This is a genomic window from Mangrovibacterium sp. (genome assembly GCF_059905295.1).
Genome location: NZ_JBZQJF010000163.1, coordinates 1 through 17008 on the forward strand (window position 1 = coordinate 1; position 17008 = coordinate 17008).

Annotated in this window: 11 protein-coding genes; all 11 read left to right on the top strand. The window is 42.7% G+C overall.

What is annotated here, in order from left to right:
- Positions 1–856, top strand: an 856-nt coding sequence (locus tag AC37HE_RS08875; RefSeq protein WP_500782472.1) for an NAD(P)/FAD-dependent oxidoreductase, incomplete at its 5' end; no start/stop codon positions are given.
- A gap of 40 nt (positions 857–896) precedes the next feature.
- Positions 897–2261, top strand: a complete 1365-nt coding sequence (locus AC37HE_RS08880) for an alanine/glycine:cation symporter family protein (protein ID WP_500782474.1) — start codon at positions 897–899, stop codon at positions 2259–2261.
- Between the two features lie 202 nt (positions 2262–2463).
- Positions 2464–5178 (top strand): family 78 glycoside hydrolase catalytic domain, encoded by a 2715-nt coding sequence (locus AC37HE_RS08885; protein WP_500782475.1) that lies wholly within the window; start codon positions 2464–2466, stop codon positions 5176–5178.
- Positions 5179–5383: 205 nt separating this feature from the next.
- Positions 5384–6604 carry a glycoside hydrolase family 88/105 protein gene (locus AC37HE_RS08890; protein ID WP_500782476.1) on the top strand — a complete coding sequence of 407 codons (1221 nt, stop codon included), beginning with the start codon at positions 5384–5386 and terminating at the stop codon, positions 6602–6604.
- A 120-nt stretch (positions 6605–6724) separates the two neighbouring features.
- Positions 6725–7321, top strand: coding sequence for an RNA polymerase sigma-70 factor (locus AC37HE_RS08895; protein WP_500782477.1), 597 nt, complete (start codon positions 6725–6727; stop codon positions 7319–7321).
- Positions 7322–7386: 65 nt separating this feature from the next.
- Positions 7387–8355: a FecR family protein gene (locus AC37HE_RS08900; protein ID WP_500782478.1), complete on the top strand. Its 969-nt coding sequence runs from the start codon at positions 7387–7389 to the stop codon at positions 8353–8355.
- A gap of 225 nt (positions 8356–8580) precedes the next feature.
- Positions 8581–11808 (top strand): TonB-dependent receptor, encoded by a 3228-nt coding sequence (locus tag AC37HE_RS08905; RefSeq protein ID WP_500782479.1) that lies wholly within the window; start codon positions 8581–8583, stop codon positions 11806–11808.
- A gap of 13 nt (positions 11809–11821) precedes the next feature.
- Positions 11822–13357 (top strand): RagB/SusD family nutrient uptake outer membrane protein, encoded by a 1536-nt coding sequence (locus AC37HE_RS08910; protein WP_500782480.1) that lies wholly within the window; start codon positions 11822–11824, stop codon positions 13355–13357.
- 263 nt (positions 13358–13620) lie between these two features.
- Positions 13621–14610, top strand: a complete 990-nt coding sequence (locus tag AC37HE_RS08915; protein ID WP_500782481.1) for an alpha/beta hydrolase fold domain-containing protein — start codon at positions 13621–13623, stop codon at positions 14608–14610.
- A 156-nt stretch (positions 14611–14766) separates the two neighbouring features.
- Positions 14767–16158, top strand: a complete 1392-nt coding sequence (locus AC37HE_RS08920) for a pectate lyase family protein (RefSeq protein ID WP_500782482.1) — start codon at positions 14767–14769, stop codon at positions 16156–16158.
- 35 nt (positions 16159–16193) lie between these two features.
- Positions 16194–17008 (top strand): pectinesterase family protein (locus AC37HE_RS08925; RefSeq protein WP_500782483.1); only part of this gene is annotated, 815 nt, incomplete at its 3' end.

The following is a 17008-nucleotide window of genomic DNA, read 5'->3' on the forward strand; positions in this document are numbered from 1 at the left end:
GCTGTTTCCGCAATTGATCCAAACCTTCGAAGAATTCGAAGAACTGCTGGGCTGTCAAATTTTCTTCCCGTTGAAAATTCGCAAAGTACTTGGTTTGGGCGAAGGTGATTTTTGGAAAAAGAAAGTTGCCGAAAATGATTTGTCCCGCTATCTGGTGCCGGCTCCCGATGATACCAACTATCCCGGGCTGAAGTTAGAGCATGGCAGCGGTTGGGTTGAGACGGCCGGTCGCGTAGACCTGGAAGCTTTTCTGAATGGTTATCGGGCTTATCTGGAGAAAAAGGACATGCTTCACAAAATGAACTTCGATTATGATCGGATGGTGCTGCATCCCGATCGGGTGGTTTATGGTGATTTGGAAGCCCGGAAGATTATTTTTTGTGAGGGACACCGGGCATCGCAAAACCCGTTCTTTCAGCAAATTCAGTTTAAGCATACCAAAGGCGAAGTATTTGACCTGGAAACAACATCGTACCAGGCTGATTTCATCTTGAATAAAGCATTCTTCCTGATGCCAGTTGGTCAAAGGCATTTCAGGATGGGGGCAACCTACGATTGGAATAATATCAATGAAGAACCGACTATTGAAGCTCAAAACGAATTGACAGGAAAGCTGGAGCAGGTTTTTGAAGGAGATTATCAGCTTACCCGACATCGGGCAGGCATTCGTCCTACCACGCATGATCGCCGCCCTGTTGTTGGCCTGCATCCGGACTATCAGCAGGTGGGGATCTTCAATGGACTGGGATCTAAGGGATGTCTGTTGGGACCTTATTTTGCACGTCAGTTTTCTGCCAACCTGGTTGATCAGGCAAATTTAATTCATCATGAAGTAAGAGTTGATCGCTATTTTTAAACAAAAAGAATAGTTATATTGCCTCGAAACAGAAAAAGCAATGTTCGAAAAACTTGGAGAATTAATTATAAAGGCATCCGATTTTGTATGGGGTGCTCCCGTTTTAATCCTGTTGTTAGGTGGCGGTTTTTATTTCCTCATTGTATCGCGATTGGCCCCTGTAAAATATATAGGGCATGCTATTCAGATCATTCGTGGTAAATACGATGATCCCGAAGAAGCAGGTCAGCTTAAACATTATCAGGCTCTGGCAACAGCCCTTGCCGGAACCGTTGGTATGGGAAATATTAGTGGCGTGGCTGTTGCAATCACCACAGGAGGACCCGGCGCCATGTTTTGGATGTGGGTCTCGGCATTGCTGGGTGTTTCAACGAAATTTTTCACCTGTTCGCTGGCTGTTATGTATCGCGGAAAGGATAGTGCCGGCGAAATTCAGGGAGGACCGATGTACTTTATAACTGAAGGACTGGGGCAGAAATGGAAGCCCATGGCAATCTTCTTCTCCATCATGGCCATGTTCGGGGTTTTACCGCTTTTTCAGGCAAACCAGCTGACTCAGGTCGTTCGCGATGTGTTCCTGGTACCAATTGGAATTCACCGTTCCTTAATGACCGACGGTATTATAGGTCTGGTCATAGCGACGATTGTCGGTATTGTTGTTTTGGGGGGAGTGAAGCGAATTGGTAATGTAACCGGGAAAATGGTTCCCGTTATGGTGGTTGTCTACATTGTAGCTGTTCTTTTCATCATTTTTTCGCATAGCTCCATGATCATCCCCAGTTTTAAAATGATTTTTGCCGATGCTTTTACAGGGAAAGCTGTTTTAGGCGGTTCGTTAGGAGCCATCATTATTACAGGAGTTCGTCGGGCAGCCTTCTCTAATGAAGCGGGAATGGGTACTGCACCTATGGCACATGGAGCAGCCAAAACCAATGAGCCTATTCGGGAAGGTCTGGTTGCGATGCTGGGCCCGATTATCGATACCATTATCGTTTGTACCATGACGGCATTGGCGATTATTATCACGGGCGTATGGACCCATAGCACTTCTGATGGGATAACCCTGACAGCCGAAGCATTTGACGATGTTATTCCTTTCGGTTCTTATCTTTTGGTGGTTTGCGTTACGTTCTTTTCCTTATCAACGATGTTTGCTTTTCCCTATTATGGCAGTAAATGTTTAAGCTTTGTTGCCGGTGCAAAGTATCAACACTGGTATCACTACCTGGTGGTGGTTTTGATAGTTGTAGGGGCGATGTCGCAAATGAAAGTCATTATTAGTTTTTTCGACTTTGCTTTCGCTTTAATGGCCTTCCCAACCATGATCAGTACTATTTTATTGTCGGGAAAGGTTCGGGTTGCGGCTGCCGATTATTTTCGAAGGTTTAAGAATGGTGAATTTTAGGTTCGGTTTCGTCTGCTGTAGAATTCTTCTTGGGGAGTAAGTCGTAAGTTTTTCGTGGATGGTTTTAAATTGAAAATATCCTTTGTACATTTGAGACAATTTGAAAGTTGCAGAATCATCTTCGGTTTATTCCGGGGATTGGTTATGCAATGATGAACGAAAGTACTAAACCCTACGAAACGAATAACTTATGCTTGCGGTTATGAGGAAATTACTGTTTCTTTTTGCTATTGTATTATTCACTCTTCAGGTAAATGCGCAAATTGAAGTTACCCGCCTCTATGTTGAAAATAAAATTAACCCTACAGGGGTTGATGTTTTGTATCCGCGTTTGTCATGGACATTGGAGTCTTCCAGACGCAATATGAAACAGTCGGCTTTCGATATTCGGGTGAGCGAAAGCCTGGAGTCCTTGCAAAAGGGAATTGATTTGATTTTTAGTACCGGAAAAATACCTTCCGATCAATCTGTGTTTGTTCAGTTTACCGGGAATACCCTTAAGCCCGGGCATAAATATTACTGGCAGGTTCGTGTTTGGGACCAAAATGACAGGATGTCAAAATGGAGTACTCCAAATTATTGGATCATGGGTTTAATGGGACCTCAAAACTGGGTGGCCAAGTGGATTCAACCCGGTGTGCAAGATAACGAAAGCCGCCAATCACCGATTTTACGAAAAGAATTTGCCTTGCAAAAACAGGTCAAGCTGGCTGTGGCTTTTGTAACGGCACGTGGAATGTACGAAGCTGAAATTAACGGCAAACGGGTGGGGGATCTGTACCTCACTCCGGGCTGGACCAGCTATGACAAACGGTTACAATATCAAACATTCGATGTTACCGATTTATTGAAGGACGGCAAAAATGCCATTGGCCTTACTTTAGGAAATGGTTGGTACAGGGGAAGACTTGGCTTTAACCCCAAGCCCGATCATTATGGGAAAGACCTGGCCTTGCTGTTCCAGATGCAAATTATATACACGGATGGAACAACTGAAAATATTATCTCAGATGGGAGCTGGCTTTCATCCCGAGGTCCGATTGTTTCATCCGAGATATATGATGGCGAAACCTATGATGCTCGTTTAGAGCAGAAAGGGTGGTCGAAGCCGGGATTTGTCGATGTGGACTGGTCGGCAATTCGATTGGCTAATTACCCGGTGATCACCTTAGTGTCAACTGAGAACGAGCCTGTTCGTAAGCATGAAAGTTTTAAACCGGTCAAAGTGATTAAAACTCCCCGTGGCGAAACTGTTCTGGATTTTGGACAAAACCTGGTGGGATGGGTGCAGGTAAAAGCTACCGGTAAGTCAGGGGATAAAATTACCATTCAGCATGCTGAAGTACTCGATAAAGACGGAAATTTCTACACGGAGAATCTTCGAACTGCTAAGCAAACAAATACCTATATCTTAAAAGGTGGTGGTGAGGAAGTTTTTGAGCCTCGCTTTACGTTCCAGGGATTTCGATATATCAAAGTTGAAGGTTATCCGGGTGAATTGAATCCTGAGAATTTTACGGCTTACGCTTTGTATTCGGATATGCAGCCAACCGGCGATTTTTCGTGTTCCGATGATTTTGTAAATCAATTACAACACAATATTCAATGGAGTCAACGGGGGAATTTCCTGGATGTTCCGACCGACTGTCCGCAGCGCGACGAACGTTTGGGCTGGACGGGTGATGCCCAGGCTTTTGCGCCAACTGCTGCTTTTAACTTCAATGTAAACAGTTTTTATGCGAAATGGCTAAAGGATGTTGCTTTGGATCAGGCTAAAGATGGCAGTGTTCCTTATGTCGTTCCTAATATATTGGGTGACGAATGTAGCCCTGGCTGGGGCGATGTGGCAACAATAGCGCCCTGGGTGATGTACCGCGTTTATGGTGATAAAGTATTGTTGGAAAATCAGTACGATAGCATGAAGGGCTGGGTAAAGTATATCCAAAATACCGCCAAACACAATCTTTGGCGACCTAAGCAATCATTTGGCGACTGGTTGTTCTATCGTCCTGATGACGATAACAGCGGGCGCGCTGCTTCGACCGATAAAGACCTGATTGCCCAGTGTTTTTATGCACATTCGACTCAATTGGTCATCAATGCAGCTAAGGTGTTGGAAAAAGATTATGAAGTACAATATTTTGATTCTCTGCTGACGAAAGTCAAACAGGCCTTTGTACATGAGTATGTGACTCCAAGCGGAAGGATGGTGTCAGGAACCCAAACAGCCTATGTTTTGGCTTTGGCATTCGATATGTTGCCCGATTCAATGCGGACCGATGCCGTGGAACGGCTGGTGACCAATATCCACGAATATGGAGATCATTTGACCACAGGCTTTCTGGGAACACCCTACCTGTGCCATGTCCTGTCGCGTTTTGGTCAGAGTGAATTGGCTTACAAATTACTGCTCGAAAAATCCTATCCTTCGTGGTTGTACCCGGTAACGATGGGAGCAACGACCATTTGGGAGCGCTGGGATGGAATCAAACCGGATGGTTCTTTTCAAAATCCGGGCATGAACTCTTTTAACCACTATGCTTATGGCGCAATTGGCGACTGGATGTATCGGGTTGCTGCCGGTATTCAAACCGATCCGGATGTGCCTGGATTCAAAGAGATTCAGATAAAACCGGTTGTTACCCGAAAGCTTAATTTTGTGAAAGCGGATTTAATAACTTATTACGGTAAAGTTGCCTCAGAATGGAGATGGGAGCAGGGACAACTATTGCTGAAAGTTACCATTCCGGTGAACACAACGGCGAAAGTTTATTTGCCGGCTTCGTCTGCCGACAAGGTGAAAGAAGATGGAAAAGCAATTCGTTTCCATCGCGATGTAAGTCTTATTGGTCAGGAAGACGGCTATGTTGTCGTTGAAGTTGGATCAGGAGACTATCAATTTGAAATAAGCCGATAATTACCAACTGAGATTTAATTGCCTGCGTTCTGTGTTGCATGCTGGATTGTATTTGGTATGTAAATAGCTCATATTGTTTGCTTTTCATTCCGATGCGATAATTTATCCCCCTAAAACAAACAAAATATAGGGAGTGTGGGAACTGTCGCTCTGCTATTTTTGTATTCTGAAGACAAGCGAATTTTTAATATTTAAGCTATAACTGATGAACGCATTCAAATCTTTATTATTCTCGATTCTGGCAATATTTTCTGTCGTTGCCACATCTTGTAGCCAGTCGGGCAAGCAGGATAAAACCAGTCCGATTGAGTGGGGTATTAAAATGGCAGACTCCGATATGGCTCGTTTCCCTGATGCCTCGATGCTGGATTGGTCACCAAAACCAAAATGGAGTTATACGCAAGGCTTGGTTACTTTGGCTTTACAACGTCTTGCCGACGAAACCGGGGATCAAAAATACTACGACTATGGTTTTGCTTATGCCGATAAAATGATCAAAGAGGACGGCACCATCGATACGTATAAAATGAGTAAATACAACCTGGATTTGGTTAATTCGGGTAAGATCCTTTTCGAAATTTACAAAAGAACCGGCGATGAGCGCTTTAAAAAGGCAATGGACACACTGAATGTGCAGTTGGAACACCAACCTCGAACTTCCGACGGTGGTTACTGGCACAAAAAAGTTTACACGAATCAAATGTGGTTGGATGGTGTGTACATGGCCGATCCTTTTCATGCACAATACGGAAAAGTTTTCAATAAGCCTGAAGCAATTGATGATGCCATGCACCAGGTTTTTACGGTTCAAAAGCACACGCATGACAGCGTTACCGGTTTGAACTTCCACGGTTGGGATGAAAGCAAAAAACAAGCATGGGCCGACTCAATAACCGGACTTTCCCAACACGTATGGGGACGAGCTGAAGGTTGGTATGCTATGGCAATGGTTGATATCCTGGATTTTATTCCGGCTGATCACCCTAAACGTGCTGAATTTATTAATGTATTGAAGACTGTATACGCGGCTATCCTGAAAGCCCAGGATCCCAAATCAGGCGTTTGGTGGCAAGTAATGGATGAACCCGGAAGAGACGGTAACTACCTGGAATCAACATGTTCATCAATGTTTGTATATGCTTTTGCCAAAGCAAATCGCATGGGCTATGTTGACGATTCCTATATGAAAGCTGCCAAAAAGGGATTTGAAGGCTTGTTGAAACACTTTATTAAAAAAGAGGATGATGGTAAAATTTCGTTGACTCAATGTTGTGCTGTTGCCGGCTTGGGCGGAAATCCTTACCGTGACGGCTCATTTGAATATTATACATCGACAGAAATTCGTGATAACGACCCGAAAGGTGTTGGCCCATTTATCATGGCTGCAGTAGAGATGCAGAAAGATTTGGATCAACATAAGAAATAACAGTTAGATCAGAAGAATAGGTGAAAATTGTGGAGGGTGACTATGACGATGGTTGCCCTCCTTTGTTGGTGTAATTGTGTTAATCTGATATCTTCGAGACATGTTAAATTGGATTAATCGTTGACAGGAAACCGAAATACCGATGAACTTTTTATAGTCAGCCGTATGGTGAACGGTGATAAACGAGCTTTTCGCTATTTTTTTGATAAGTATTACAAAGACCTATGCAACTTTGTTAATATTTATCTGAAAGATGAAATGCTTGCTGAGGAGGTTGTACAAGATATTTTTGTGTATTTCTGGGAAAATAAACACAAAATTCAGGTCCAGTCTTCAGTGAAAGCCTATTTGTATGGTGCCTCAAAGTTCAAAAGTCTGAACGTACTGCGCTCACAAAAAAATCACGCTTCATGGTTTGAACCATTGACACAAGATGAACAATTTATTGAAGAAATCAAGTTGGATCAATTTTCAGGTGTTGACGAGTTTCGTCAGCTTTTGGACGACGCTATCGCACAATTGCCTGAAAGATGTCGTAAGATTTTTTTGCTTCGTAAAGTCGATGATTTGAGTAATAAACAGATTGCTGAGCAACTCGGCGTGTCAGTTAAAACAGTTGAAGGTCAAATGACTATAGCGTTAAGAAAGTTGCGTGCCTACCTCGAGCCTCACCGTGATAAAATATTCCTGTTATTCATTCTTGAAATTTTTCACTAAAAAAATTTCCGTTCTTTTAGGGGTTATTCATGAATGCTGTTACTTATAAGTAAAGACAGCCAGTTATGGATAATTCTATCCCATGGGAAAAAATACAAATTGCACTGAGTAATCCTTCTGAGGCACTCGAAAAAGAATTAAAGCAGTGGATTGACGATTCTGATCAAAACAGAAAGTTATGGGAAGAGATTAGTCTAACTTACCATATTTCAGGTAAATTACCCGGCGAGTTTACTCCTGATCAGCTTACAGCTTGGACTAAAATTGAAAATCGGATTGAAAAGAAAGGAAAATTGAGAGCGATTAATCCGGTTTTTCTTCGCGTTGCAGCCGCAATACTCTTATTCTCAATTGGAGTGCTAAGTAGCTGGTATTTTCAGAATGCATTTTCTAAACCCCAATATGCTGAAGTTTATTCGCCTTATGGACATAAAACCCGTGTTGTTTTACCGGATCACACCGTTGTATTACTGAATGGAAACTCAAGTTTAAAATACGAAACGACTTTTAATAAAGAACGCAATGTGATCTTGGACGGAGAAGCACTTTTCAAAGTTACCAAAAATCCCCATAAGGTATTTAGCCTCCGTTCCGGCGATGTGAAAGTGGAAGTGTACGGTACAAAATTCAATTTCAAACATTATCCGGAAGATGAAAATACAGAAGTAGCCCTTTTGGAGGGAAGTGTCGGATTTTTTAATAAAGATAAGCTACTCACAAAAATGGTTCCCGGAGAGGTCGCTAGTCTAAACAACCAGACCAATAAACTCAATGTAAATCATGAAAATCTCGATATGATCGTCTCATGGAGTACTGACGAGTTGGTTATTGAAAATAAACCATTTAAAGAAGTTCTAAAATATTTAGAGCGTTGGTACGGTGTACGCTTCCATTATGCTGATGACTTGAATGTCAATGAGCGTTTAAGTTTCAAGGTAAAAACAGAAAGCCTTCCTCAACTATTAACTACAATTGGACACTTAACATCCATAAAATATAAAATTGACGGTGAAAATGTTGAATTATCAAAATGATGCAAATGACATAGAAAAAAGATGATTTGAAAAACAAAAAGGCCTGCTGCATTGGCAGCAAACCTTCTAAAATGACTTTTGTTTAATCGCATCACTGCAAATCGATAAGCGCCAACCCATTGAGTTTGCAGGATGCACAAAATGTATCACAAACTTATGAAAAAAAAATCGAATGCCGGAGGATATGCTTCGAGTATGTCCTCTTGGTGCAAAATGTTGTTAATTATGAAATTGACACTTGTCTTATGTTTGTTTGTCGGTCTGATGAGTTCTGTGGCCGAGACGAACGCTCAAAACACCCGCCTAAATCTGAACATCCAGCAAGGTCGAGTGAAAGATGTTATCGAAGAAATTGAACGACAGACTGATTACTCGTTTATGTATGACAATCAAGTATTTGATGTAAACCGACCAATTTCAGTGATTGTCGAAAATTCCTCGATTAATGATATCATGGATCAGGTGGTTGACGGGCAAAATCTGAAATATGAATTAGTTAATCGTTTTATCGTTGTTTCAGAAAAAACGGCAACCCAAAACCAACAAAAAGAAATTAAAGTAACCGGGAAAATAACCAGCGATAAAGGGGAGCTTCTTCCAGGCGTAACGGTTCTTGTTAAAGGAACTTCAACCGGTACAGTTACCGACTTTGATGGAAATTATAATCTGGCTAATATTCCGGCTGATGCTATCTTGGTGTTTTCTTTCGTAGGAATGGAATCGCAGGAAATTCCGGTTGCAGGACAATCTCGAATCGATGTTACGATGAAAGAATCAGCAATTGGCTTGGAAGAAGTTGTTGCCATCGGTTACGGGACCATGAAAAAGAGCGACCTAACAGGATCCGTTTCCTCAATAAACAGTGATAAATTTCAGGTTGGGGCAGGATTAACTCCGCAGGCGATTATGAAAGGATCGATTTCCGGTGTTAGCATCAGCCAAAATTCGGGTAAGCCCGGAGGTACCAACACGATCCGTGTTCGAGGTGGTACATCAATCTCCGCTTCCAACGAGCCTCTTTATGTTATTGATGGTGTTCCAATTTCAACTTCTGCAGGAGTGAGCTCTTCCAAATTGAGCAGTACATATGACTATTTCGATGAGGAACCAGTAGACCCGTTGTCGAGTATTAACCCGAATGATATAGAATCAATCAACATTTTGAAGGATGCTTCAGCTACTGCGATTTACGGTTCACGTGGTGCCAATGGCGTTATCATGATAACCACCAAAAAGGGTAAAGCGGGCCGAATGCAACTTAATTACGCGTTCAACACTGGGTTCTCAAATGCTTCAAAAAAGCTTGATGTATTGACCGGTGACGAATATCGGGCGATTGTTAATGAACTTGGGTTAACGCTGGATGATAAAGGCGATAATGCTAATTGGCAAGACCGTATTGAACGTACAGCTATGACCACAAGTAATTTCCTTTCATTGACAGGTGGCGTTGAAAAAAGCAACTACCGCGTATCGGTAGGTTACAGTGACCAGCAAGGTATTATAAAAAGTTCCGGCGCGAAGAATTTTAACAGCCGAATTAATCTGACCCACTCAGAGCTTGACGGTAAATTGAAATTCGACGTGAACATGAGTTATGGCCAGCAAACAACCAATCAGGCTCCCGTGTCAAATACGGTAGGCAGTGAAATGGGAAGTAGTATTCTTTATGAAGCTTATGTGTTCAACCCAACATATCCGATTTATGATGAAAACGGGGATTATTACAATGTGCCGCCTTATCGTGTCAACCCGGTTTCGTACACCACCGACCTGCTCGACGAACGGAAAAGTACCAAGTTTCTCGGAAACATCAGCGCTTCGTATAATTTCCTTGAACCGCTTACATTCCAGGTCAGTGGCGGATATAACGTCAACCAGCTCGACCGTAATTCCTACATCTCAAAAAGCAATCTGCTTGGAAACGGCAATAATGGGTATGTAAATATGCAGAAATTAGGTGATTATAATAAATTGCTTGAAACGATCCTGAAGTATAATCAGAAGTTTGGGAAACACGGGATTAATGCAATGGCCGGTTATTCATACCAATACTTCTACAACGAGGGCTTTAATCAAAGTGCTTCCGGTTTCCTTTCCGACGTATTTAAATGGTACAGCATACAGGCAGCAACATCGATCGGAATTCCGACAAGCTATGCTGAAGAGAATAAATTGATCTCCATGTATGGCCGTGCAAATTATAACTATGACGACCGATACTTGTTTACAGCCACTCTTCGTCGCGATGGTTCGAGCCGGTTTGGTAGTGCTCACAAATGGGGGCTCTTCCCGTCAGCTGCTTTTTCATGGCGAATTTCCAAGGAAAAATTCTACAGAAGCAATTTTGTGTCCGATCTGAAATTCCGCGCCAGTTATGGTGTAACCGGTAGTCAGGAAATTGGAAACTACAATTCATTAAGTACGCTAAGTGCGAGCAGTAGCGGTTATATCGTAGGCGGTTCAAAAATCACCATTGTAATGCCATCGCAGTATGCTAATCCGGATTTGAAATGGGAAGAAACTGCTCAGACAGATTTAGGTCTCGACTTTGGAATTTTTAAAGGACGTGTTCAGGGGAGCTTAGACTGGTACTACAAAAAGACTTCTGATCTATTGCTTTCCATTGACGTTCCCTCTCCGTCCTATATTTCAAAACAAATCGCAAATGTGGGAGCCGTTCGCAATACAGGAGTCGAATTAAGTATAAATGCCGATTTGATTCGTTCTCGAAACTTCAAATGGACTGCTAATTTTAATGTTAGCCACAACGCCAACAAGGTGTTAAGTTTGACGAACGACAAATGGGTTGGCAAGGACATGCAGGCCGCTCCTTGTCAAGGTCAAGGATTGTCGGGCACTTATGCTCAGTTGATTACGCCTGGCCAACCTTTGGGAACTTTCTACGGTAAGAAATTTATTGGTTTCGATGCCGATGGATTAGAGCAATACGCCAATGATGGTGCCAGTGAAGTAATTGGTTGTGCACAACCCGATTTAAGCTTCGGTTTTGCATCGAACTTTAGTTACAAGAATTGGTCGCTGGCCATGAACTTCCATGGAACTGTAGGCAACGACATCTACAATGGTACGCGAAACAATCAGGCCTACCTGAGCAATTTGCCGGGGCGTAATGTATTTAAGGAAGCGGTCACAAGTGGCGTAAATCGTAGCCAGGCAAAAGTATATTCGTCGCGGTTTATCGAAGATGGCTCATTTCTACGGTTGGATAACCTGACCTTAGGTTATGATTTCAATACAACGAATACATTCCTGTCAAATGCAAAAGTTTATGTATCCGGGCAGAACCTGTTCTGCTTGACAGGCTATTCCGGGCTTGATCCAGAAGTAAACTCGGAAATATCAAGTACAGGAACTGCACCTCTGGGCATCGATTATTTGAGTTATCCCAAAGCAAGAACATTTACGCTTGGAATTAATGTGTCATTCTAAATAATAATTGAAAATGAAAACATACAAAATATTAATAGCTTTAACTTGTGTAAGCTTGTTTTATGCTTCATGCACAGATCTGGATGAAGTTACTTATGGCAAACTTTCGCCAACAACATATTATCAGAATGAAACTGAGGCCCTTTCTTCGGTGGTTGGGGTATATAGCCTTCTCGGCAATTTACATTCAGCCGGTGGCGATGGCTGGCGTTTCACCGAATACGGAACTGATGAATTTTTCTGCCCGGGTAAAGCAAGTGGCGGCTGGTATGATCAGGGTGTTGATGAGGTAATGACTCACAATTGTACTTCAAGCAACGGGCGAATGGTTACCGCATGGAATACTATTTTTAAGGAAATTGGTGCTGCAAACGCTGTTTTGGCAAGTTTGGAATCGTCACCTAATGCTGATGACTTAAAGGCTATGATTGCAGAAGTTCGGGCTCTGAGAGCTTTTGGGTATATGCGTGCCATGGATTTCTGGGGTAATGTGCCAATTTTTACCGATGCAAGAGTTGAAGCAACCAATCTGCCCAGCACAAATTCGCGTGAAGAAGTTTATCAATTTGTCGTTGACGAATTTACTGCCGCTGCCGCCGATCTACCATCGGTTACATCGGTTGATAGAGACTCTTATTACCCTCGGTTGACAAAAGAATCGGTCTATACAGCTTTGGCTGAAGTCTATTTGAATGCCGAAGTTTATTCGGGAACCGAGCATTATAGCGATTGCGTTACAATGTGCGACAATGTTATTAACACAGGCGCCTATTCGTTGCAGCCTAGTGTTGGAGATTGTTTCTTATCGACTAATGAAAATAATTCGGAAGTGATCACGGCTATTTCGGTTGACCCAGCCAAAGGAGTGGGTGGTAACCAGTTTATCTTGTATGCTCAGCCCGCCCTCGACCAGGAAAAATATGGGTTAGGCTTCGGCCCTGCAAATGGTTATTGTTTTGATGATACAGCCTTGAAACGTTATGAAGCAGGGGATGACCGGCTGAAATTGTTGGAATATGGTCCCCAATTCTATTTGGATGGTGTGACTCCGCTTGTCGATTCGAAAGGTGTTCAATTGGATTTAATCACATTGGTTGAACCCACCCGTATGGCAATTGCAGACAATGAGGGGTATAAAGTGTTGAAGTATTCACCGGTCGGTGCCACTTTTACAAGCTATAATGCGGATAATGACTATGTCGTAGACCGTTATTCGAACGTCTTGCTAATGAAAGCAGAGGCCCTGACCCGCCTGGGACAGGATGCATCTACCGCATTAAGCCTTGTAAACCAAGTTCGCGAAAGAAGCCATTGTGTTGCTTTAACAAGTTTGACCTTGCAAGACATTGATAAAGAAAGAGCATGTGAATTGATTTGGGAAGGAAAACGCCGGGCTGACATGATCCGTTTTGGAACTTACTTTACAAGTACCTGGTTCTATAAACAACAAGTCGAAGATCCGATAACAGATGGATGGAGAGGTCTTTATCCAATCCCTGACATTCAAATAACAAACAATCCAAACCTGGTTCAAAACCCAAATTATTAATGGACTAATTTATAGGTTCCGAAAGGGCTGCGGACATAATCGCAGTCCTTTCTTTGCTTATAGATTCCGCATCCTGCCTGGATGTAATGTCCCTTCTGCTCCTTAATTTGAGCCATAAATATAAGTTTCTGACTAATCTTGAAGCAGGAGCGACAATTCGTCCCCTTGATTGTGATATTTGGTCAACGGTTCTGTTGACTATTCTTTTGTAGTTTTGATTGGTGAATAAAAAATGACTACTCCCAAAAACTAAAGTTGGAATTATGAATAAAATCTTAATCACACTATTTTTTCTGTCGATCTTGTTACCCGGAGTGCAGGCGCAAACCTGGAATCCTGCAATTCCACGCGATACCAGTTTTACGATTTATAGTACCTGGCAGAAGTTTAAAAAAACTTATCCGTATGTAGAGCCGGCGAAAGTTGTTGTTGGCGATAATGTGAATGTTGCGCATGATGTTGTTTACACTACTTTAGAGAAAACCCGTTTTGGCAAACGTGATTTGCATATGGATATCTTCAGTCCAAAGAAGGCAGGTAAATATCCCGCTGTTGTTTTGGTACATGGTGGGGCTTGGGTAACCGGAAGTAAAGATAATCAGGCCCCTATTGCGGCTTATCTGGCGTCGAAAGGTTATGTGGCTATAACGGTTGAATATCAGTTGGTGCTTGAGGCAACTTATCCGGCTGCGATTTATAACGTTAAGTCAGCTATTCGCTATTTGCGGGCTAATGCTGAAAAACTCAATATCGATCCCGACAAAATTGCCATCGGAGGGTCTTCTTCCGGAGGTCAGATTGCCTCACTGGTCGGTTTTACCGGGGATGTGGAAAAATTTGAAGGAAATCAGGGGAACGAAGGTTTTTCAACTTCGATACAGGCTGTCGTTGATATGGATGGTGTGATTGACTTTATGGCTCCCTGGTCGTTGAATAGTGAGCGAAAGCCGGACTCTTATGATGTTCGTTGGTTGGAAGGTGATTTTTACCAACGTCCGGATCGCTGGAAGGAAGCATCACCGATTTTCTGGGCCAATGAGAAGATGCCACCTGTACTTTTTCTGACCAGTCCGCATCCACGTTTCACAGCCGGAATGAATGAGTTGACTGCAATGATGAACTACTGGGGGATTTACAACGAGAGACACACTTTCAATACAAGATACCATGCTTTTTGGTTAGTTAGACCTTGGTATGACGAGACTGTCATATACATTGAAAAGTTTCTGGACCGGGTTTTGAAGGATAAATAGACTCGAAATTGAAGTTTCGCTGGTCCTGATGCAAGGACGCTGTTAGCTCTTTGGCTTTTAGCGTCTTTGTCATTTTATCCCCCTTGTTGTATCAAAATGACGCCCCCTGACTTTGTGTGGTAAGCGTACCTTTACCGTCAACTAACAAACAATAAAATGAATCAGATTTTGTATCGTCTTTGTGCAGCGATTGTAATTTTGTTGCTCGGTAGTGCAACACAGGCTGCAAATTGGATTCCTGAAAAATCAACGGACAAACAAATTGCTTTTCCGGGAGCGGAAGGCTACGGAAAATTTACCACCGGAGGACGTGGAGGAAAAGTAATTGCCGTGACTAACCTGAATGATTCGGGCGATGGGAGTCTGCGTGCTGCACTTGATGCAAAAGGACCGCGAACGATTGTATTCGATGTTTCCGGAACTATTTTTCTGAAATCGGAGCTACGGGTCCATTCCGGCGATTTTACCTTGGCCGGACAAACAGCTCCGGGAGACGGAATTTGCGTTGGCGGCTACCCGGTTGTCATTGATGCCAGTAATGCCATTGTCCGTTACATGCGCTTCCGGTTAGGGGATGAAAATAAGGTCGAAGGAGATGCAATGACAATTCGAAAGCAGAAAAATATTTTGATCGATCATTGCAGTTTTAGCTGGGCAACCGACGAATGTGCTTCGCTTTACGAAATGCACCAGGCTACGGTTCAGTGGTGTATCATTTCCGAAGCTTTGAATAGTTCAGTCCACCATAAAGGAGATCACGGATATGGCGGCATATGGGGTGGCGAGCAGGTGAGCTTTCACCATAACCTGTTTGCCCACAATTCAAGCCGAAATCCTCGATTCAACGGTTCGCGTTACAATGTGCCCTGGACCGATTTAGTCGATTTTCGCAATAATGTCATCTATAACTGGTATGTAAACAGTACCTATGCCGGCGAAAAGGCGGAACAAAATATGGTGGCTAACTATTACAAACCTGGACCAGCAACGCCTGCGAAAATTGCTCATCGTATTTTCAATGTTTTCCGTGCTCAAGAGGATCTGCCTTTTGGTAGATTTTACATTGCCGATAACTACATGTACGGTAATAAACAGGTAACAAAGGATAACTGGAATGGAGGTGTTGATCTGGATGAAGGGGCCGTGTTGGGAGAGGTAAAGTCTGATCAGCCGTTTCCGTTTTGCCCGATCAAGCAGGAGACTGCCGAAAATGCTTTCGTTTCCGTATTGAACAAGAGTGGCGATAGTTTCGTGCGCGACATTGTTGATCAGCGAATCGTGAAAGAAGTTAAAAACGGAACTGCAACTTACCGCGGATCCAAAGGGAATTTGCCAGGAATTATCGATTCGCAAACCGATGTTGGCGGTTATCCTGAATTGAAGTCAAAACCGGCACCCAAAGATTCGGATGGCGATGGAATGCCGGATGCATGGGAGGTAAAAAAAGGATTAAACTCGGGCGATGCTGCTGATGGTTCAGCATACAAGTTGTCGGGAAAGTATACAAACCTGGAGGTTTATTTAAACGAATTAGTTGAAAACGAATAAGAAGAATTGAAAAATAAAGAGAATATATCCCTACTATGAAAAAGCTACAGTTAATTTTATTTGCATTAATGGCTTGTTTTTTTGCCAAAGGGCAAGCTTCGAATGCTGATTTTATTGTTGATCAATCCGGCGAAGGTGACTTTAAAACCATTCAGGAAGCAATTAATGCTGTTCCTGATTTTCGGAAAAATGAAACGGTCATTTTCATTAAAAACGGTACATACAAGGAGAAATTAGTGTTACCGGTGAGTAAACGGAAGGTAACTTTCATTGGTGAAGATAAAATGAAAACCATCATCACTTACGATGATTACGCCCAAAAGAAGAATGTTTTCGGAGAGGAAAAAGGAACAACTGGTTCTTCCGGTTTCTTCATCTTTGCTGATGATTTTAAAGCCGAGAATATCACTTTCGAAAATACCGCCGGTCCGGTTGGGCAGGCTGTAGCAGTTCGTATAACCGGCGATAAGATCATCTTCAACAATTGCCGGTTTCTGGGAAATCAGGACACCCTCTATCCTCAGGGTGACCGAAGTCGGCAGTATTACAAAAATTGCTATATTGAAGGAACTGTTGATTTCATTTTTGGCTGGTCTATTGCAGTGTTCGATAATTGTGAACTGTTTTGCAAAACAGCCGGTTATGTGACGGCAGCGTCCACGAAAGAAACAAATAAATATGGTTTTGTATTTCTGAATTGTAACATTACCGGTAATGCTGATGCGAATACCTTCTACCTGGGCCGTCCATGGCGCCCGTATTCCAATGTCGTGTACCTGAACTGCCGGTTGGATAAACAGATCAAACCTGAAGGTTGGAATAATTGGGGGAAAGAAAGTAATGAGAAGAC